The organism is Desulfovirgula thermocuniculi DSM 16036, assembly GCF_000429345.1.
GTDB lineage: Bacteria > Bacillota > Desulfotomaculia > Desulfotomaculales > Desulfovirgulaceae > Desulfovirgula > Desulfovirgula thermocuniculi.
Genome location: NZ_AUBR01000017.1, coordinates 1 through 19,719, shown reverse-complemented (window position 1 = coordinate 19,719; position 19,719 = coordinate 1). Strand labels below are relative to the sequence as shown.

General features: G+C 65.5%; 19 protein-coding genes. All 19 read right to left on the bottom strand.

Translation table 11 applies throughout. The features are described 5' to 3' along the window. Position 1 precedes the first annotated feature (1 nt). Positions 2–1,459 (bottom strand): Asp-tRNA(Asn)/Glu-tRNA(Gln) amidotransferase subunit GatA, encoded by a 1,458-nt coding sequence (gatA, locus tag G454_RS0105635; protein ID WP_027717821.1) that lies wholly within the window; start codon positions 1,457–1,459, stop codon positions 2–4. 14 nt (positions 1,460–1,473) lie between these two features. Beyond that, positions 1,474–1,758, bottom strand: coding sequence for an Asp-tRNA(Asn)/Glu-tRNA(Gln) amidotransferase subunit GatC (gene gatC, locus G454_RS0105630; RefSeq protein WP_027717820.1), 285 nt, complete (start codon positions 1,756–1,758; stop codon positions 1,474–1,476). A gap of 25 nt (positions 1,759–1,783) precedes the next feature. After that, a complete protein-coding gene (ligA, locus tag G454_RS0105625; RefSeq protein ID WP_027717819.1) occupies positions 1,784–3,787 on the bottom strand; it encodes an NAD-dependent DNA ligase LigA in 2,004 nt (667 codons plus the stop codon). A gap of 36 nt (positions 3,788–3,823) precedes the next feature. After that, complete coding sequence (locus G454_RS0105620; RefSeq protein ID WP_027717818.1) at positions 3,824–4,684, bottom strand: lipid II flippase Amj family protein; 861 nt, start codon at positions 4,682–4,684, stop codon at positions 3,824–3,826. 38 nt (positions 4,685–4,722) lie between these two features. Further along, positions 4,723–6,864: a DNA helicase PcrA gene (gene pcrA / locus G454_RS0105615; RefSeq protein ID WP_027717817.1), complete on the bottom strand. Its 2,142-nt coding sequence runs from the start codon at positions 6,862–6,864 to the stop codon at positions 4,723–4,725. 34 nt (positions 6,865–6,898) lie between these two features. Then, positions 6,899–7,594 (bottom strand): bifunctional phosphoribosyl-AMP cyclohydrolase/phosphoribosyl-ATP diphosphatase HisIE, encoded by a 696-nt coding sequence (hisIE, locus tag G454_RS0105610; protein WP_027717816.1) that lies wholly within the window; start codon positions 7,592–7,594, stop codon positions 6,899–6,901. Positions 7,595–7,625: 31 nt separating this feature from the next. Then, positions 7,626–8,384: an imidazole glycerol phosphate synthase subunit HisF gene (hisF, locus tag G454_RS0105605; protein WP_027717815.1), complete on the bottom strand. Its 759-nt coding sequence runs from the start codon at positions 8,382–8,384 to the stop codon at positions 7,626–7,628. Continuing rightward, complete coding sequence (gene hisA, locus G454_RS0105600) at positions 8,378–9,124, bottom strand: 1-(5-phosphoribosyl)-5-[(5-phosphoribosylamino)methylideneamino]imidazole-4-carboxamide isomerase (RefSeq protein WP_027717814.1); 747 nt, start codon at positions 9,122–9,124, stop codon at positions 8,378–8,380. Before hisA ends, hisF begins: the two co-directional genes overlap by 7 nt. Further along, on the bottom strand, positions 9,118–9,729 hold the full coding sequence (gene hisH / locus G454_RS0105595; RefSeq protein WP_027717813.1) for an imidazole glycerol phosphate synthase subunit HisH: 612 nt from the start codon (positions 9,727–9,729) through the stop codon (positions 9,118–9,120). The genes hisA and hisH overlap by 7 nt, the downstream gene beginning before the upstream one ends. Next, positions 9,726–10,319 (bottom strand): imidazoleglycerol-phosphate dehydratase HisB, encoded by a 594-nt coding sequence (gene hisB / locus G454_RS0105590; RefSeq protein ID WP_027717812.1) that lies wholly within the window; start codon positions 10,317–10,319, stop codon positions 9,726–9,728. Before hisB ends, hisH begins: the two co-directional genes overlap by 4 nt. Next, positions 10,316–11,410, bottom strand: a complete 1,095-nt coding sequence (gene hisC / locus G454_RS0105585; protein ID WP_027717811.1) for a histidinol-phosphate transaminase — start codon at positions 11,408–11,410, stop codon at positions 10,316–10,318. Before hisC ends, hisB begins: the two co-directional genes overlap by 4 nt. Next, a complete protein-coding gene (gene hisD / locus G454_RS0105580) occupies positions 11,407–12,708 on the bottom strand; it encodes a histidinol dehydrogenase (protein ID WP_027717810.1) in 1,302 nt (433 codons plus the stop codon). The genes hisC and hisD overlap by 4 nt, the downstream gene beginning before the upstream one ends. A gap of 6 nt (positions 12,709–12,714) precedes the next feature. Continuing rightward, positions 12,715–13,017 (bottom strand): YerC/YecD family TrpR-related protein, encoded by a 303-nt coding sequence (locus G454_RS0105575; RefSeq protein WP_027717809.1) that lies wholly within the window; start codon positions 13,015–13,017, stop codon positions 12,715–12,717. 115 nt (positions 13,018–13,132) lie between these two features. Then, the gene (gene purD / locus G454_RS0105570; RefSeq protein ID WP_027717808.1) at positions 13,133–14,413 is read right to left on the bottom strand and encodes a phosphoribosylamine--glycine ligase; all 1,281 of its coding nucleotides are present in this window, start codon (positions 14,411–14,413) and stop codon (positions 13,133–13,135) included. 21 nt (positions 14,414–14,434) lie between these two features. After that, positions 14,435–15,967 carry a bifunctional phosphoribosylaminoimidazolecarboxamide formyltransferase/IMP cyclohydrolase gene (gene purH, locus G454_RS0105565; RefSeq protein WP_027717807.1) on the bottom strand — a complete coding sequence of 511 codons (1,533 nt, stop codon included), beginning with the start codon at positions 15,965–15,967 and terminating at the stop codon, positions 14,435–14,437. A gap of 17 nt (positions 15,968–15,984) precedes the next feature. Further along, on the bottom strand, positions 15,985–16,599 hold the full coding sequence (gene purN, locus G454_RS0105560) for a phosphoribosylglycinamide formyltransferase (RefSeq protein ID WP_027717806.1): 615 nt from the start codon (positions 16,597–16,599) through the stop codon (positions 15,985–15,987). Between the two features lie 81 nt (positions 16,600–16,680). Beyond that, positions 16,681–17,721, bottom strand: coding sequence for a phosphoribosylformylglycinamidine cyclo-ligase (gene purM, locus G454_RS0105555; protein ID WP_156896677.1), 1,041 nt, complete (start codon positions 17,719–17,721; stop codon positions 16,681–16,683). Positions 17,722–17,735: 14 nt separating this feature from the next. Then, the gene (gene purF / locus G454_RS0105550; protein WP_027717804.1) at positions 17,736–19,148 is read right to left on the bottom strand and encodes an amidophosphoribosyltransferase; all 1,413 of its coding nucleotides are present in this window, start codon (positions 19,146–19,148) and stop codon (positions 17,736–17,738) included. Between the two features lie 37 nt (positions 19,149–19,185). Beyond that, on the bottom strand, positions 19,186–19,719 hold a 534-nt coding region (gene purC, locus G454_RS0105545; protein ID WP_027717803.1), incomplete at its 5' end, for a phosphoribosylaminoimidazolesuccinocarboxamide synthase.

Below are 19,719 nucleotides of genomic sequence, written 5' to 3'. Positions count from 1 at the left end.
CTTACAGGGGCGGTCGGCGGCGGTGGTAGTCGGTGTGCTGCTCGAAGGTGTAGGCCACCCGCAGGAGCATGCCCTCGCCAAAGGGCCGCCCGATCAACTGCAGCCCCACCGGCAGGCCGTCCGCAAATCCCGCCGGCACGGAAATGCCCGGGACGCCGGCCAGGTTTACGGCCAGGGTGCAGATGTCGGACATGTACATCTGCAGCGGATCGTCCACCTTTTCTCCGCGCTTGAAGGCCGGTGAGGGGCTGGTGGGGGCCAGCAGCACATCAAACTTTTCAAAGGCCCGGTCAAAGTCCTGCTTGATGAGGGTGCGTACCTTTAGGGCCTTTAGGTAGTAGGCATCGTAGTACCCGGCGGAGAGGGCGTAGGTGCCCAGCATGATGCGCCGCTTGACCTCCGGGCCAAAGCCCCGGCTGCGGGTCTTCATGAACATATCCACCACATCGCGGGCGTCCTCGGCCCGATAGCCGTAACGCACGCCGTCGTAACGGGCCAGGTTGGAGCTGGCCTCTGCCGGGGCAATGAGGTAGTAGGTGGGCAGGGCGTAGCGGGTGTGGGGTAAAGACGTTTCCTCCACCTCCGCCCCCAGGGAGGAGAGCAGCTCGACGGCCCTGGCTATGGCCTCCTTTACGGGCGGCTCGATGCCCTCCCCCATGTACTCGCGGGGCACGCCGATGCGCAGGCCCCTTACGTCGTCCACCAGGAAGGAGGTGTAATCCGGGTGGTTGTAGGGCACCGAGGTGGAGTCCAGGGGGTCGTGGCCGCAGATGGCGTTGAGCATCAGGGCCGCATCGCGCACGTCCCGGGTGAGGGGCCCGATTTGATCCAGGGAGGAGGCAAAGGCCACCAGGCCGTAGCGGGAAACGGCGCCGTAGGTGGGCTTTAGGCCCACCACCCCGCACAGGGCCGCCGGCTGGCGGATGGACCCGCCCGTGTCCGACCCCAGGGCCGCCGCGGCCTCGCCGGCGGCCACGGCGGCGGCGGACCCCCCGCTGGAGCCTCCCGGCACCCTTTCCAGGTCCCACGGGTTGGCGGTGGGGAAAAAGCCGGAGTTTTCGGTGGAGGAGCCCATGGCAAATTCGTCCATATTGGTTTTCCCCAGGAAGACGGTGCCGGCGGCCTTTAACTTTTGCACCGCCGTAGCGTCATAGGGAGGGACGAAATTGTGGAGGATTTTTGAGGAGCAGGTGGTACGCACTCCCCGCGTGCAGATGTTGTCTTTAATGGCCACGGGTATGCCCGCCAGGGGAGGGACCTCCTCTCCGGCGGCAATCTTGCGGTCCACGGCGCGGGCCTGCTCTAGGGCCAGGTCTGCGGTGACGGTAACAAAGGCCTTGATCCTGTCCTCCACGGCCTCAATGCGCGCTAAGTACGCCCGGCAGATTTCCTCCGCGCTCACTTCCCTCTTGACCAGCAGCCGGTGCAGCTCGTAGGCGGTTAAGTAGCAGAGGTCCAAGTCCTTTTCCCTCCTCACACAATGCGCGGCACTTTGAAAAACTGCCCTTCCCTGTCCGGGGCGTTGGCCAGAACCTCTTCGGGTTCCAGCTGCCGGCCCACCTCGTCCTTTTCCCGCCACACGTTCTGCAGGGGCAAGACGTGGGCGGTCGGCGGCACGTCGGCGGTATCCAGCTCGTTGAGCATCTGCGCGTACTCCAGGATGGCCCCCAGTTGCCGGGCGTACATCTCCTTTTCTTCCTCGCTTAGCTCCAGGCGGGCCAGCAGGGCCACGTGCTCCACTTCCTTTATGGAAATCATTTCCCGCACCTTCCTTTTAAATTTGTTATTGGCCGATAAGCTTTATGAACTCGTCCTCGCGGATGATGGGCACGCCGAGGGAGAGGGCCTTTTCGTACTTGCTGCCGGGGTTCGCCCCCACCACCACGTAGTCGGTGTGGCGGCTCACGCTGGAGCTTACCCGCCCGCCCAGCCGCACGATTATTTCCTCCGCCTCCTTGCGCGTGAAGCGCTCCAGGGTGCCGGTAAGCACGAAGACCTTCCCGGCCAGCGGCTTTTCCTTTTCCTCCTCCTGAACCTCCCGGGTGTTTACCCCGGCGGCAACCAGCTTGTCCAGCACGCGGCGGTTTTCCTCCTGGGCAAAGAAGCCGGTCACGCTGGCGGCAATCTTGGGCCCGATCTCCGGCAACGCCACCAGCTCCTCGTAGGTGGCCCGGGAGAGCCTTTCCAGCGAGCCGAAGTGTGCGGCCAGAATGCGGGCGGCGCGCTCGCCCACGTGCCGGATGCCCAGGGCAAAGATGAGCCGGTGCAGGGGGTTGGACTTGCTCTTCTCAATGGCCGCCAGGAGGTTCTGGGCGGACTTGGGCCCGAGGCGCTCCAGCCCCACCAGCTGGTCGAAGCGCAGGTAATAGAGATCGGCAGGGTCCTTGACCAGGCCGGCGGCTACCAGCTGGCCGACGACGGCCTGCCCCAGGCCGGCAATGTCCATGGCGTTGCGCGAGGCAAAATGGATGAGGCCCTCCCGCAGGCGGGCCGGGCAGGCAATGTTGGTGCAGCGGGTGGCCGCTTCTCCCGGGGGGCGGACCGCCTCGGCACCGCAGGCCGGGCAGTGGCGGGGCATGACAAAGGGCGTTTCCCGGCCCGTGCGGCTCTTCACGTCTACCGCCACCACTTCGGGGATGATGTCCCCGGCCTTCTGCACGATTACCGTATCTCCGATGCGGATATCCTTTTCGCGTATGAAGTCCTCGTTATGCAGGGTGGCTTTGGTGACGGTGGTGCCGGCCAGGCGCACGGGTTCCAGGATGGCCGTGGGGGTCAGCACGCCCGTGCGCCCCACGCGCAGGATGATCTCCTTGACCCTGGTCCTGGCCTGCTCGGCGGGGAATTTATAGGCAATGGCCCAGCGGGGGCTCTTCATGGTGGCCCCCAACCGCGCCTGCTGCTCCAGGGAGTTGACCTTGACCACAATGCCGTCAATGGCGTAGGGCAGCTCATGGCGCTTCTCCTGCCAGTGCCGGCAGTAGGCGATCACCTCTTCTATATGGGGCAGAAGCTGCCAGTGGCGGTTGACGGGGATGCCCAGCTCCCGCAGGGCGGTGAGGGTTTCGGCATGCGTGCGCGCGGCAAATCCCTCGCTCTCTCCGATGCCGTAGGCGAAAAAGCTCAGCTGGCGGGAGGCCGTCACCGCGGGATCCAGCTGGCGCAGGCTACCGGCGGCGGCGTTGCGCGGGTTGGCAAAGAGCGGCTCTCCCGCCTCTTCGCGGGCCTCGTTTAAACGCAGGAAGGCCTCCTTGGGCATGTACGCCTCGCCGCGCACCTCCAGGAGGGGGACCTCCCGGCGCAGGCGCAGGGGGACGGCGCGCACCGTTTTCAGGTTGGCGGTGATGTCCTCCCCCGTTTCCCCGTCGCCCCGCGTGGCTCCGGTGACCAGAAGGCCGTTCTCGTAGCGCAGGGATACGGCCAGGCCGTCGATTTTAAGCTCCGCCACGTACTCCACCTTTTCCCCGCCCAAAAGCGTGCGCACCCGCCGGTCGAAATCGCGCAGCTCTTCCTCGCCGAAGGCGTTGGAGAGGCTGAGCATGGGCACGCGGTGGCGCACGGTGGCAAAGCCTTCCCGGGGACGCCCTCCCACTCTCTGGCTGGGGGAGTCGGGCGTGACCAGGGAGGGATACTGGCTCTCCAGCTTAAGCAGCTCCCGCATGAGGGCATCGTAGCGCTCGTCGGAAATCTCCGGGTCGTCCAGCACGTAGTAGCGGTAATTGTGGTACTCGATTTCCCGGCGCAGCTCCTCGAGGCGCTGTTTGACCTTTTCCAGATCGCGCTCCAAGAACCAGCCACCTCCTTTAAGGGAGGGTGTGCAGAATTAAGTGATCAGCTCGGCCACAAAACGGATGATTAAAGCTCCCGGCACAAAGAACAGCTGGGCAAGGAGGGTGCCGGCGAGCCTGGTTAAGGCCAGGTAAACGGCCATTTGCTTTACGTCTTCCTCCGGGCGTGCTCCCCGCATGGCCTGGTCGGTGATCATGGCCGCCGTGGGGTCCACCACCGTGGCGGCCAGCACGGCGGCCACGCCGTTGACAATGCCCGAAGTAAGGGTGGCGGTGGAGCGGTACTGGGGGATGAGCGCCCCCGCGTACAGGGCGGAAAGCACCCCGGTGGTCCAAATGCCGGTGATGAGCACGTTGGCCACCAGGAAGTTGACGGGTATGGCCAGGGGGCGGCGCAAGGCGTCGCGGAAGCGCCCGATGCTGGGAAGCTCCACCTGCCTGGCAATGGCCGCCAGGTAGCGGGGCGAAAGGAAGACCCTGAGTATCATGCGAGGTACCGAGCCAATTTCCTCCAGGAGGAAGATGCCCCTGGTAAAGAGGCGCACGAAGGTAGGTATGAGCAGCCCTCCCAGCAGGGTACCGGCGGTGGCGGCCAGGATGACCAGGCGTATGTCCGCGTTGAGGCGGGCCAGCTGGGCGCGGTAGTAAGGGTCGTCCAGGACGTTGCCTCCCCCGGCATGGGCAAGGCCGGCATTGATGGCGTGCTCCACAATGGCCGACATCAGGGGGGCCTGAATGAGGTTGGCCGTGCTGGCCACCAGGAAGATTACCTGGAACAGGGACAGGGCCGTGGCCAGGCGCTTGGTGCGCACCCCGGCCAGGCGCACGGAGTAAATGAGGGTGTTGATCATGTGGATGACGGCGGTGAGCACGGCCACCAGCAGCAAGCGGCTCATGTTTCCTCCGGAAGGCTTTGTTTACTATTATGGCCAGATCAACCAGAAATTCTTTCCAGGGGCGCGTAGCGGGCCAGGAGGGTTTTCACGCCCAGGTTGGGGAATTCCACCCACAGCTCGGCGTTTTCGCCCTGGCCTTTTATTTTCACCACCCTGCCGCGGCCCCACTTGCGGTGGTAAACGAGATCGCCGGGGGAGTACGGCTGGTGCGCCCGCGGCTGGATGGCGTCGTTTGCGGCGTCCTCGCAGCTTTCGTCCAGGGGGTCACTTGCGGCCACGAGGTGCGGCGGTATTTCCTCCAGGAAGCGGGAGGGTGGGTTGTGGCGGGTGACGCCGTAAAGCGTGCGCTGCCAGGCGTAGGTGAGGTAGAGCCTCTCCCGGGCCCTGGTCAGGCCCACGTAGCACAGCCGCCGCTCTTCTTCCAGCTCCGCCGGGTCGGCCAGGGAGCGGGCGTGGGGGAAAACCCCTTCCTCCATGCCCACCAGAAAGACCACGGGAAACTCCAGACCCTTGGCGCTGTGCAGGGTCATGAGCACCACCCGATCGGCCTCCCGGTCCAACGTGTCCGCGTCGCTTAAGAGGGCGATCTCGGCCAGGAAGTCGGCCAGCGTGCCGCCTTGCGCCCGCCGGTCAAACTCCTGGGTTACCGAGAGGAACTCCCGCAGGTTTTCCTGCCTGGTGCGGGCTTCCGGGGTACCCTCCTCCTCCAGCTCCTGCCAGTAGCCGGTTCTTGCGAGCACCTCCCGGGTTAGCTCGGTAATGCTCAGACGGTGCTGGTTTGCGTAAAACCAGGCAAACATGGCCGCCAGCTCGCGGCAGGTTGCGCGCACCCTGGCGGGAAGCCCGGGTACCTCCTCGGCCCTGCCCAGGGCTTCCAGCACCGGGATGTTTTTCTCGGCGGCAAAGAAGAGGAGGCGGTTTAGCGACGCCTCGCCGACCCCCCGCCGGGGCACGTTGATGATGCGCTTCAAGCTCACCGCATCGGCGGGGTTCACCAGGAGGCGGAGGTAGGCCAGCAGGTCCTTAATTTCTTTGCGCTCGTAGAAGCGCAGGCCGCCGACAATGGCATAGGGGATGCCGCGGTAAAGCAGGACCTCCTCCAGCACCCGGGACATGGCGTGGGTGCGGTAGAGCACCGCCATGTGGCGGTATGGTACGCCCTGCCGGTGCAGGCGGGCAATGCGCTCGGCCACAAAGAGGGCTTCGGATTGTTCGTCGCCGGCCATGTAGACCACCAGCGGGCTTCCCGGGCCGGCAGCTGTCCAGAGGCGCTTTTCCTTGCGGCGCCTGTTACGGCGTATGACGTGGTTGGCGGCATCCAGGATGTTTTGCGTGGAGCGGTAGTTCTGCTCCAGCAGGATCACCCGGGCGTCGGGGTAGTCCCGCTCAAAGTCGAGGATGTTCTGGATGTCCGCCCCGCGCCAGCCGTAAATGCTCTGGTCGGGGTCGCCCACGACGCAGAGGTTGCGGTGCTCGCGGGCCAGGAGGTTTACCAGCACGTACTGGGCGTGGTTGGTGTCCTGGTACTCGTCCACCAGAATGTAGCGGAAACGCTGCTGGTAGTGGCGCAGCACCGCCGGGTTTTCCCGGAAGAGGCGCACCGTGAGCATGAGCAGGTCGTCAAAGTCCAGGGCGTTGAGGCGGAAGAGCTTGTCCTGGTAGAGGCGGTAGACCTGCGCCGCCTTGAGGGAAAAGGCGTCGCCTGCCTGCTCGTAAAAATCTTGCGGGGTGATGAGCCTGTTCTTGGCCCGGGAGATGACGGCAGCCAGCGCCCGGGGCGGGAATTTCTTCTCGTCCAGGTTGAGTTCCTTTAAGCACTCCTTGAGCAGCGTTTCCTGGTCGTCCTCGTCGTAAATGACGAAGTTTTCGGCGTAGCCCAGATGGCGCGCCTGCTGGCGCAGGATCCTCAGGCAGGCGGCGTGGAAGGTCAAAACCCACAGGTCCCGGGCCGCATGGGGCACCAGGGCCTGCACCCGCTCCTTCATCTCCTGGGCGGCCTTGTTGGTAAAGGTGATGGCCAGGATGCGGTGGGGCTCCACGCCCTGCTGCAAAAGATAGGCAATGCGGGTGGTCAGCACGCGGGTCTTGCCGCTTCCCGCCCCGGCCAGCACCAGGAGAGGACCGTCGGTGTGCTTTACCGCTTCCACCTGGGCCTGGTTTAAGCCCTGCAGCAAATCCATCTCCTCACACCACATGCTATTATAGCACAAGCCCCTACTTTCTCCTCCTGGCCAGCTCGGCAAAAAGCTCCTCCACGGGAATGCCCTGCTCGGCCAGGACCACCAGCAGATGGTAGAGCACGTCGGCGGCCTCCTCCACCACTTCTTCCCTGTCCCGGTTCTTGGCCTCGATGATGAGCTCCACCACCTCTTCGCCCAGCTTTTCCAGCATCTTGTCCAGTCCCTTGTCGAAGAGCTTGGCCGTGTAGGATCCTTCGGGCCTCTTTTCCCGGCGGTCCTTGATGATCCCGTACAGTTCCTCGATGACGGCCGGGCCGGCGGCCTGGTCCCTTTCCCGTTTCTCCCCGTAAACTTCCCGGGGGTCGAACTGCCGCTGCTCGGTGACCTCCCATTCCCCCCCCTCTCCCACCCGGTGGTGGAAGCAGGAAAAGTAGCCCTCGTGGCAGGCGGCCCCCTTTTGCCTTACCTTGAGCAGGAGCGTGTCCCGGTCGCAGTCGGTGTACACCTCCACCACCTCCTGCACGTGGCCGGAGGTCTCTCCCTTGTGCCAGAGCTTCTGGCGGCTGCGGCTCCAGAACCAGGTTTCACCGGAAGCAAGCGTTTTGGCCAGCGCTTCCCTGTTCATGTAGGCCATCATCAGCACCCGACCGCTTTCCACGTCCTGGATGATGGCCGGGATGAGCCCGTCCCGGTCGAATTTCAGCGTTTCCGGGTCAAGCGTAAAGGGCACGTCCAAAACCCCCTCTAAAAAAGAAAAAATGTTAAAGCCTCACCGGTATGCCCCTCGCGGCAAGGTACTCCTTAACCTGGCGGATGGTGTACTCCCCGAAGTGGAAGATGGAGGCCGCCAGGGCCGCATCGGCCTCGCCCAGCGTCAGCCCTGCGGCAATGTGCTCTAAAGTACCGGCCCCCCCGGAGGCGATCACCGGGATGTTTACCGCCCGCGCCACGGCCAGGGTGAGCTCCAGGTCGTATCCGTCCTTGGTGCCGTCCCTGTCCATGCTGGTGAGCAGTATCTCCCCCGCCCCCAGCTCCTCCACCCTGCGGGCCCACCACACGGCGTCTATGCCCGTGGGGGCACGCCCGCCGTGGGTGTACACCTCCCACCTGCCCTCCCCCGCCCGCCGGGCGTCGATGGCCACCACAATGCACTGGCTGCCAAAGCGCCTTGCCGCTTCGGCCACCAGGCGGGGGTTTTTCACGGCGGCGGTATTAATGGAGACTTTATCCGCACCGGCGCTTAAAATGGCCCTGATGTCCTCCAGGGAGTCTATGCCGCCGCCCACCGTAAAGGGGATGAAAACCTCCCCCGCCGTGCGGTAGACCATTTCCAGGACCGTCTTGCGCCCCTGTGCGGAGGCGGTGATGTCCAGGAAGACCAGTTCGTCGGCCCCCTCGCGGTCGTAAAAGGCGGCCAGCTCCACCGGGTCCCCGGCATCGCGCAAATTTATAAAATTGACTCCCTTGACCACCCTGCCGTCGCGCACGTCCAGGCAGGGTATGATGCGCTTGGTCAGCATACCTTTTCCTCCGCCTTTTCCTTGAAAAGGGTTAGCGCCTCCTGCAGGTTGATGGCCCCGGTGTAAAGGGCCTTGCCGACAATGATTGCTTCCACGCCCAGCGGTTCCAGGGCCTTCAACTGGTGGAGGTCGTGCAGGCTGGAGACGCCGCCGGAGGCGATGATCTTAAGGTTCGTTACCCTGGCCACTTCTTCGATGGCCGCCAGGTTCGGTCCCTTTAACGTGCCGTCGCGCCAGATATCGGTAAAGACCAGGCGTTTCACACCCAGGTCCTTCATTTCCAGGGCCAGGTCCAGGGCCTTTTTCTCCGCCGTAACCCCCCAGCCCTCAATGGCCACCTTGCCGTTTTTGGCGTCTATGCCCACCACGATGCACTCGCCGTAGCGCGCGCAGGCTTCGGCCACCAGCCCCGGGTTAATGATGGCCACCGTGCCCAGGATGACCCTGGAAGCCCCCATCTCCAGGAGCTTCTCGATGACGGCCATTTCCCGGATGCCCCCTCCCACCTGCACGGGGATGCGCACGGCGCCGAGGATGCCGCGGATTATTTCCCAGTTTTTAGGGGAGCCGGTAAAGGCCCCGTCCAGATCTACGACGTGCAGCCAGGGAGCCCCCATGGCTTCCCAGAGCCTGGCCATGGCTACGGGGTCGTCGGAGTAGACGGTTTCCCTGTCCAGGCGGCCCTCTACCAGGCGCACGCACTTGCCCGCCCGCAGGTCAATTGCCGGGATGATTAACATTTAGCCACCAACTCCCCAAAATTTTGTAGAATCTTGAGCCCCAGGGCACTGCTTTTTTCCGGGTGGAACTGGATGCCCCAGACCTTTCCCCGGCCCACCAGGGCAGGGAAAACCCTGCCGTAATCGGTGACGCCGGCCACCAGGTCCTCGTCTGCCGGCTCCACGTAGTAGGAGTGCACAAAGTAAAAATGGGCGCCGCTGGGAATCCCCCGGGCCAGGGGGGTTTCTTTTTTAAAGTGTACCTGGTTCCAGCCCATGTGGGGGGTTTTCACTCCCCAGGATATGCGGCGCACCCGCCCGGGGAAAATGCCCAGGCCCCTGGTGGCCCCGAACTCCTCGCTTTCCTCGAAGAGCAGCTGGAGGCCCAGGCAGATGCCCAGGAGAGGCTTTCCTGCGGCAACGGCCCTCTTGACGGCCTGGTCCAGGCCGCTGGCGGCAAGGTTGGCCATGGCGTCCCCGAAGGCCCCCACGCCGGGCAGGATCACGCCCCGGGCCTCCTCTACCTCTGCGGGGTCCCGGGTAACCCTGGCCGGGATGCCCTCCCTCTCCAGGGCCTTGTGGACGCTGCGCAAATTTCCCATCCCGTAGTCGACTACGGCAATCACGAAGAGAGCACCCCCTTGGTGGAAGGGACGCCGCTTTCCCGCGGATCCAGGGCCGCGGCGGCCCGCAGGGCGCGCCCCAGGCCCTTGAAAATGGCCTCGGCGATGTGATGGGTGTTGCGCCCGGCTAAAAGCTGCACGTGCAGGGTAAACTGGCCGTTGGCGGCTGCGGCCCGCAGGAATTCTTCCACCAGCTCCGTTTCAAAGTTGCCCACCCTCTCCGCGGGCAGCTCGGCCCGGTAGCCCAGGTATCCCCTTCCGCAGAGATCCACCGCCACCAGCACCAGGGCATCGTCCATGGGGAGGAGGGCCTGGCCGTAGCGGGCAATGCCCTCCTTGGTGCCCAGCGCTTCCCGCAGGGCCAGGCCCAGGCAGATGCCCACGTCCTCCACCGTGTGGTGCCCGTCCACTTCCAGGTCGCCCCGGGCAAGCACGTGCAGGTCAAAGCAGGCGTGCCGGGCCAGGAGACAGAGCAGGTGATTAAAAAAGCCGATGCCCGTTTCGACCCGGTACCGGCCCGTGCCGTCCAGATCGAGGTGAACCTCCACTTCCGTTTCGCCCGTGCGGCGCTTGATGCTGGCCGTTCTCTTTATCTGGCACACCCCCCGGTTTGCAGGGCCTCCCTTAGCTTTTCCAGGAACAACCGGTTTTCATCCCTCTTGCCCACCGTCACCCGCAGGTATCCTTCCAGCCCGGGGCCGCCGAGCCTGCGGATTAATATACCATTCGCCAAAAGGTGACGGTGCACCTCCTCGGCCGGTAAAGGTGTGCGGAAGAGGATGAAGTTGGCCTCGCTGGGGTGGGCCTTTACGCCCGGCAGGAGGCAGAGCTCCCGGTAAAGCTCCTCCCTTTCCTCCTTTATGGCCGCAATCAGCCGCCGGTACTCTTCCCAGTGCTTGAGGGCTGCCCGGGCGGCCAGCTGGGAAAAGGCATTTAAGTTGTACGGCTGTTTAACGCGCTTGAGCTGGCGCACCACCTCCGGGCGGGCCAGGAGGTAGCCCACCCGCAGGCCGGCCAGGCCGAAGGCCTTGGAAAAAGTGCGCAGCACCACCAGGTTGGGGTAGCGCCCGAGCAGCGGCAGGGCGGTCTCGCCGCCGAATTCCTGGTAGGCCTCGTCCACCACCACCAGGGCGCGGCAGCTTTTCAGGACGGCCTCCAGCTCCGCCAGGCTGGTGGCGTTTCCCGTGGGGTTGTTGGGGGAGCAGATAAACACCAGGCGCGTTTCCGGCTGCCCGGCGGCGGCAATTACGCCATCTACGTCCAGCGCAAAGCTTTCCCCCTGCCGCGGCACGGCCACCGGCTTTGCCCCCGCGATGCGGGCGTGCACCTCGTACATGGGAAAGGTGGGCGGGGTGATGACCGCCTTTCCACCGGTGCCGAAGGCTAAAAGCAGGGTGAGGATCAACTCGTCTGAACCGTTGCCGGCCAGTATCCCTTCTGCCGGGACGCCCGTGTGCCGGGAGAGGTCCGCCACCAGCTCCCGCGCCAGGGGGTCCGGGTAGCGGTTAAAGGAGCGCACGGTAAGCTCCCGGCAGATCTCCTCGCGCACGGCGGCGGGGAGGCCGAAGGGGCTTTCGTTGGCATCGAGCTTTACGGTAAAGTCGGCGGTGCCTTGCACTTCGTAGGGAACCAGGTCTTGCAGGTCCCGGCGGAACAGCGCGCCGGGGTCAAAGGAGAAGCTCATCGGCGGTTCTTCCTTTCTGCGGTTCTCATCTCCACAGCCCGGGCGTGGGCTTCCAGGCCTTCCACGCGCGCCAGGGCGGCAATGTGGCCGGCCATGCTTAAAAGCGCCTCTTCCGAACAGGCGATAAGGCTTATTTTCTTTAAAAACGTCTCCACGCCCAGCGGGGAGCTGAAGCGGGCCGTACCCCCGGTGGGCAGAACGTGGCTGGGGCCGGCCAGGTAGTCGCCCAGGGGTTCCGGCGCATGGGGTCCCAGGAAAACGGCTCCGGCGGCGGTAATGCGCCCCAGCCAGAGGAAGGGGTCCCGCACCATTAGCTCCAGGTGCTCGGGGGCAAAGCGGTCGGCCAGCTCCACGGCCTCCCCCAGGTCCCTGGTAACGACGATGGCCCCGTGCCTGGCCAGGGCTTCCCCGGCAATTTCCCGGCGGGGGAGGTCGCGCAGCTGCCTTTCCAGCTCCTCCCTTACGGCCAGGGCCAGGGGTCTTTCCGGGGTAAAGAGCAGCGCCCTGGCCAGGGGATCGTGCTCGGCCTGGGAGAGCATGTCCGCGGCCACGTAGCGCGGCTCGGCCGTGCCGTCGGCCACCACCGCTATCTCGCTGGGTCCGGCCAGCATGTCGATGTCCACCTGCCCGAAGACCTGCCGCTTGGCCACGGTTACGTAGAGGTTGCCCGGGCCCACGATTTTTTCCACCGGCCTGATGGTTTCCGTGCCGTAGGCCAGGGCGGCAACGGCCTGGGCCCCGCCGAGGCGGTAGATTTCTGTTACCCCGGCCCGCACGGCGGCTGCCAGCGTGTGGGGGTTGATCCTCCCCCGGTGATCGGGCGGGGAGACCATGACGATTTCCCTCACCCCGGCCACCCTGGCGGGAAGGGCGGTCATGAGCACGGAGGAGGGGTAGGCCGCCCTTCCTCCGGGGATGTAAATGCCCACCCGCTTGAGGGGGCGCACCAGCTGTCCGACCAGCAGGCCCTGCCTGCCGGCTTCCAGCCATGAGCCGGCCAGCTGGCGGCGGTGGTAGGCGGTAATGTTTTCCGCCGCCGCCTCCAGGGCGGCCAGGAATTCCGCGCCCACCTCTTTTGTGGCCGCCAACGCCTCCTCGGGAGGCACCCTCAGCTCTTCCGGGCGGAGGTGGCACCCGTCAAAAAGCGCGGTGTAGCGGCAGAGGGCCTCATCTCCCTTCGCCCTGACGTCCGCGATGATCTCCGCCACTCGCAGTTCCACTTCCCTGTTTTCTTCCCGGCGGCGGGCGAGCAGTTCCTCCACCGCCTGCACCGCTGACGCCTCCAAAATCCTCACCACCGGGCACTATCCCCCCTTTGCCCCGAGCCTGGCCAGCACCAGCTTGTAACCGTCGGCGCCGTAGTTCAGGCAGCGCTTGACGCGGCTGATGGTGGCCGTGCTGGCCCCCGTGCGGGCGGCGATTTCCGCGTAGGTGCGGTTCTCCTGCAGCATTTTGGCCACCGCCAGCCGCTGGGCCATGGCTTTAAGCTCGGCTACGGTGCATATGTCTTCAAAAAACTGGTAGCACTCGTCTATATCCCGCAGGGTAAGGATGGCCGCGAAAAGCTCATCCAGCAGCGGGTCCCTGAGCTTACCGGTGTACGCCATTGGCCGCCCCCCTTCCGGTATGCACTTCGACGCCGGGCAAAAAAATCCTTTTTTACTTTAACAAAGAAAAGGGCACCAGAGGCGGCGCCCCTCAAATGCCCTGCCCGTACCGATGCTATTTTTTTCTCTGCAGGGCCTTTTGCCCGATGTCCCGCCGGTAGTGCATGCCTTCAAAGCTTATCTCGCCGACGGCGGCATAGGCGCCGGCGATGGCCGCTTCAATGCTTTCCGCGCGCGCCGTTACCCCCAGCACCCTTCCTCCGGCGGTGACGACCCTTCCCTCCGCCAGGGCCGTGCCGGCGTGAAAGACCACCACGCCCGGGTGGCGGGAGGCCGCTTCCTCCAGGCCGCTGATGGGGAACCCTTTGCGGTATGGCCCCGGGTAACCGCCCGAGGCCAGCACCACGCAGACGGCAGCCCCCTCGTGCCAGCGCACCTGCGTTTCGGCCAGGCGGCCCCCCAGCACCGCCTCCATGACCTCCACCAGGTCGCTGGCCATGAGCATAAGCAGCGGCTGGGCCTCAGGGTCGCCAAAGCGGGCGTTGAACTCCAGCACCTTGGGCCCTTGGGGGGTGATCATCAGCCCCGCGTAGAGCACGCCCCGGTAGGGGCGCCCCTCCCGGGCCATGGCGCGCACGGTGGGCCGGAGGATCTGCTCCTCCACCGCCCGCATGACCTCCGGCGTGCATACCGGGGCGGGCGCATAGGCGCCCATGCCGCCCGTGTTGGGGCCCCGGTCGCCGTCGTAGACCTGCTTGTGGTCCTGCGCCGGCAGCATGGGGATGACCGTTTCCCCGTCGGTGAAGGCCAGCACGCTGGCCTCCTCGCCCTCCAGGAACTCTTCCACCACCACCCGCCGTCCGGCTTCCCCGAAGACGCCCTTAACCATGATTTCCTCTACGGCGGATAGCGCCTCCTCCACCGTGCGGCACACCACCGCTCCCTTGCCGGCGGCCAGCCCGTCGGCCTTCACCACTATGGGGGCGCCCTTTTCGCTGATATAGCGGCGCGCGGCAGCGTGGTCGTCAAAGACGGCAAAGCCCGCGGTGGGGATGCCGTATTTGGCCATGAGCTGCTTGGCAAAGACCTTGCTTCCTTCAATGGCCGCCGCGCGGGCACTGGGCCCGAAGATGGCCAGGCCGGCGGCGGAGAACTCGTCCACAATGCCCAGGGTGAGGGGGGCTTCGGGACCCACCACGGTGAGGTCGATCTTTTCCCGGCGCGCAAACTCCACAAGGCCGCGCACGTCCTCCGCGCCTATGGGCACGCACCGGGCCAGGGAAGCAATGCCGGCGTTGCCGGGCGCGCAGAAAATCTCCTTTACCCGTGGGCTCTGGGCGATTTTCCACACCAGGGCGTGCTCTCGGCCTCCCCCGCCCACTACCAGTACCTTCATTGGCCCTGCACCGCCCCCCTGTTAGTGCTTGAAGTGGCGTATGCCCGTAAAGACCATGGCTATGCCGTGCTCGTTACAGGCCTCAATGGAATCCTGGTCCCGCAGCGAGCCCCCGGGCTGGATGATGGCGGCAATGCCGTACCTGGCCGCCTCGTCCACGGTGTCCCGGAAGGGGAAGAAGGCGTCCGAAGCCAGCACCGCGCCCCGGGCCTTTTCGCCGGCCTGGGCCAGGGCGAGGCGCGCCGCGCCTACCCGGTTCATCTGCCCGGCGCCCACGCCCAGGAGCTGGCGGTCTTTGGTAACCACGATGGCGTTGGACTTGACGTGCTTGACGATGGTCATGGCAAAGATGAGTTCGGCCATTTGCTCGGAGGTAGGCTCTTTGGCCGTGACCGTTTTTAGCTGCGCGGGGCGGATTACCTCCCGGTCCCTCTCCTGGACCAGCAGGCCGCCGCTGACCCGGCGCACCTCCCACCGCTCGGCGGAGGCTTCCTCCAGGGGGCCGGTCTTTAAAAGCCGCAGGTCGGGCTTTTGGGTGAGGATCTCCAGGGCCTCGGCGCTGAAGCCGGGCGCGATGACGGCCTCCAGGAAGATGCGGGACATTTCCCGGGCCGTTGCCGCGTCCACCTCCCGGTTGCAGGCCACAATACCCCCGAAGGCCGACACCGGGTCCCCTTCATAGGCGCGGCGGTAGGCGGTGGCCAGATCCGGCGCGCTGGCCACCCCGCAGGGGTTGTTGTGCTTGACGATTACCGCCGTGGGTTCGGCAAATTCCCGCACCAGGGCCAGGGCGGCGTCCAGGTCCAGGATGTTGTTGTAGGAAAGCTCCTTGCCGGCCAACTGCACGGCGCCGGCAATGGAGGGGCCGCGTGCGGTGGGGTCCCGGTAAAAGGCCGCCTTTTGGTGGGGGTTCTCCCCGTAGCGCAGGACCTGCCGCAGCTCGGCGGCCAGCACGTAGGCAGGGGGGAAGAGGTCCTCTTCCTGCAGCTGCCCCTGCAGGTAGGAGGCTATGGCGGCATCGTAGGCGGCGGTGTGGGCAAAAGCCTCGCGGGCCAGCTCCAGGCGCAGGCGGTCGTCTACCCGCCCTTGCCGTAAGGCCTCCAGCACCTGGGAGTAGCGGGCCGGGTTGACCACCACCAGCACGTGGCGGTGGTTTTTGGCCGCCGCCCGCAGCATGGCCGGCCCACCGATATCGATGTTTTCCAGGGCCTCCTCAAAGGTTACCCCGGGGCGGGAGACGGTTTCTCTAAAGGGGTAGAGGTTGACCACCACCAGGTCGATGGGCAAAAGATCGTGCTCCGCGAGCTGCTTTAGATGCTCCGGGGTGCGCAGGGCCAGGATGCCGGCGTGGATGGCCGGGTGCAGGGTTTTCACCCTCCCGCCCAGGATCTCCGGGAAACCGGTGACTTCGGAGACGTACTTAACGGGCAGCCCGGCGTCCTTTAGGGCGCGCGCCGTGCCGCCGGTGGAAATCAGCTCCGCCCCCAGGTCCACCAGCCCCCGTGCAAACTCCACGAGGCCCGTCTTGTCCGAAACGCTGATGAGGGCGCGCATGCATCAATCACGCTCCTCTAAGCATCTTTGATGTAAACCTTCCTCCCCCGGATCTCCAGGCGGCCGGCGGCGAAGAGGGCAATGGCTTCGGGATAAATGCGGTGCTCCTGCTCCAGGATGCGCGCGGCCAGGGTTTCGGGGGTGTCGTCGGGCAGGACCGGGACCACTGCCTGCAGGATGATGGGCCCTGTGTCCACGCCCTCGTCCACAAAGTGCACCGTGCAGCCGCTGTAGCGGACGCCGTACTCCACGGCCTGCTTCTGGGCGTTTAGGCCGGGAAAGGCCGGCAGGAGCGCCGGGTGGATGTTCATGATGCGGTTCGGAAAGGCCCGGAGCATGGTCTTGCCCACCAGGCGCATGTAGCCGGCCAGGCAGACCAGCTCCACGCCGTGCTTGTTTAGGGTTTCCACCACGGCGGCCTCGTAGTCTTCTTTGGAGGCAAAGGAGCCCGGGTCGATGTGCACGGCGGGTATGCCGCGGGAACGGGCCCTTTCCAGCGCCAGGGCCTCTTTCTTGTCGCTGACCACCACCGCCACCTCTGCCTCCAGCCTGCCCGCGGCGGCGGCGTCCATGATGGCCTGCAGGTTTGAGCCCCTGCCGGAGGCCAGGACTCCCAGGCGCAGCTTGCCCATTTAAACTCCCCCCTTTTTCAAAAACTTCCAGCGGGTGTGCGATGCCCCAGTTCGGCGGCCCTGCCTGGGAAAGGGTGCCGTTTAGACGTAACGCACTTTCCTTTCCCCGCTCACCACTTCCCCCACGATAAAGGCTTTCTCGCCCTGCCCGGCAAGAAAGGCCACGAGGGCGTCCGCCTCCTCTTGAGGCACCACCAGCACCATGCCCAGGCCCATGTTAAAGGTGCGGAACATCTCCCCTTCCTCCACCTTTCCCAGGCGCCGGATGAGCTCGAAAACCGGGGGCACCGGCCAGCTGCCGCGCCGCACGACCGCCTGCGTGCCGGGGGGCAGGATGCGGGGGAGGTTTTCGGTAATGCCGCCGCCGGTAATGTGGGCCAGGCCGCGCACCTCGAAGCGCTCCAGGAGCGGCAGGACCGCGCGCACGTAGATGCGCGTGGGCTCCAGCATCTCCTCTCCCACCGTGCGCCCGAGTTCCTCCAGGTAGGTGTCCACGCGGTAGCCGGCTGCCTCTAAAAAAACGCGCCGGGCCAGGGAAAAGCCGTTGGAATGCAGACCGGAGGAGGGCAGGCCCACCAGGCAGTCGCCCGGCCTGATGGCGGCGCCGGTAAGGAGGCGCTCCTTTTCCACCACCCCCACGGCAAAGCCGGCCAGGTCGTACTCCTCCGGGCCGTAAAAGCCGGGCATTTCCGCCGTTTCCCCGCCGAGCAAAGCGCAGCCGGCCCGGCGGCAGCCCTCGGCCACCCCGCCGACAATGGCCGCTACCTTTTCCGGCACCAGCCGGCCCACGGCCAGGTAGTCGAGGAAGAAGAGGGGCTCCGCCCCCTGCACCAGGATGTCGTTCACGCACATGGCTACGGCATCGATGCCGATGGTATCGTGGCGGTCCATGAGCATGGCCACCTTGAGCTTGGTGCCCACGCCGTCGGTCCCCGCCACCAGCACCGGCTGGCGGTAGCGGGAAACGTCTAGGGCAAAAAGCCCGCCGAAGCCGCCTATATCACCCAGCACTTCCGGGCGCAAAGCGTCCCGCACCTTTTCTTTGATCAGCTCCACCGCCCGGCCTGCGGCGTCAATGTCCACGCCGCAGGCGGCGTAGGTAAGGCCCTCGTTCTCGCGCAAAGCTTTCTTCCCCCTCACGGCTCAAAGGAAAACTTTCCCGTCCTGTCCACGGGCACCGGGTAGTCGCCGGTGAAGCAGGCGGTGCAGAAGTTATGGCGCTTGTCGCCGAAGACGCTTAAGAGCCCCTCAATGCTCAGGTAGTAAAGCCCGTCGGCATTGATCAGGCGGCGAATTTCCTCCGGCGGCTTCTGGGCGGCAATCAGCTCGGCCTCGTCGGAGGTGTCGATGCCGTAGTAGCAGGAGCGGATCACGGGGGGCGAGGCCAGGCAGAGGTGTACCTCCGCCACCCCGCAGTCGCGCATCATGGCCACCAGCTTGCTGCTGGTGGTGCCCCGCACCAGGGAGTCGTCCACCATGACCACGCGCTTGCCGGCCAGCACCTCCCGGATGGGGTTCAGCTTTAAGCGCACGCCCAGGTCCCGCAGGTCCTGGCTGGGCTGGATGAAGGTGCGCCCGATGTAGCGGTTCTTCATCAGGCCCTCCTCAAAGGGTATCCCTGCAGCCTCGGCATATCCCCGGGCGGCGGCGGTACCCGAGTCCGGCACGGGGATGACCAGGTCGGCCCTCACCGGGTACTCCTGCGCCAGCACCCGCCCCATTTCCCGGCGCACCCGGTTGACGTTGAAGCCGTCCATGGTGCTGTCCGGGCGGGCAAAGTAGATGTACTCGAAAATGCAGTGGGCGCGGCGCGGCGAAATGGCCCCCTGCAGGCTGGTGAGGCCGCCCTCGTCGATGATGACGATTTCCCCCGGATTGACGTCCCGCAGCCAGCGGGCGCCCACCGTATCCAGGGCGCAGGACTCCGAGGCCACCACATAGCCCCCCCCGGGCAGCTCGCCCAGGCATAAGGGGCGAAAGGCAAAAGGATCGCGCACGGCCATCAGGCGCTTTTCGGTGAGGATGACCAGGGAGTAGGCCCCTTTGAGGTCGATCATGCACTTCATGAGCGCGCCCACCAGGTCCGACTGGCCGTAGCGGGCAATGAGGTTGACGATGACCTCGCTGTCGGTGGTGGACTGGAAGACGGACCCCGTGGAAAAGAGGCGGCTCCGCAATTCGGCCACGTTGGTCAGGTTGCCGTTGTGGGCCAGGCCCAGCATGCCGCCGGCGTAGCGGAAGACCAGGGGCTGGGCGTTTAAGGGGGAACTGGCGCCGGTGGTGGAGTAGCGCACGTGGCCGATGGCCACAAAGCCCTGTAGCTCCTCGAGGTCCCGGCGGCGGAAAACCTCCGCCACCAGGCCCATGCCCTTGTGCAGGAGGATGCGCTGGCCGTTGCCCACGGCAATGCCGGCGCTTTCCTGGCCGCGGTGCTGCAGGGCGTACAGGCCGTAGTAGGTGAGCCGGGCCACATCCTTGCCGGGGGCGTAGACCCCGAAGATCCCGCAGCTTTCCTTTGGCTTGTCGCCGCGAAGCGCTCCTTTTTCCACCGCCGGCCCCCTCCTTTTGCCAAGATATTCTCGCTTTCTAGCCCACCAGCCGGCTCCATACCTCCCGGTAGGCTTCCTCCACGCCGCCCAGGTCGCGGCGGAAACGGTCCTTGTCCAGCTTCTCCTTCGTGCGGGCGTCCCAGAAGCGGCAGGTGTCGGGGGAAATCTCATCTGCCAGGATGACTTCCCCGTGGTGGCGCCCGAACTCCAGCTTGAAGTCCACCAGGATGAGGTTTCTTTGGGCCAGGTAGTCCCGCAGGATCTCGTTGACCGCCAGGGCCAGCCGCTTCATGATGCCCAGCTCCTCGGGCGTGGCCAGCCCCAGCACGGCAATGTGGTCCTCGTTAACCATGGGGTCGCCCAGCGCGTCGCTCTTGTAGTAAAACTCCACCACCGCGCGCGGGAGCTCCGTGCCCTCCTCCATCCCCAGGCGCTTGGCCAGGCTGCCGGCGGCTATGTTGCGCACCACCACTTCCACGGGGATGATCTCCACGGCGCGCACCAGCATTTCCCGCTCCCCCACCAGCTCCACGAAGTGGGTGGGGATGCCCTTCTCTCCCAGCAGGCGGAA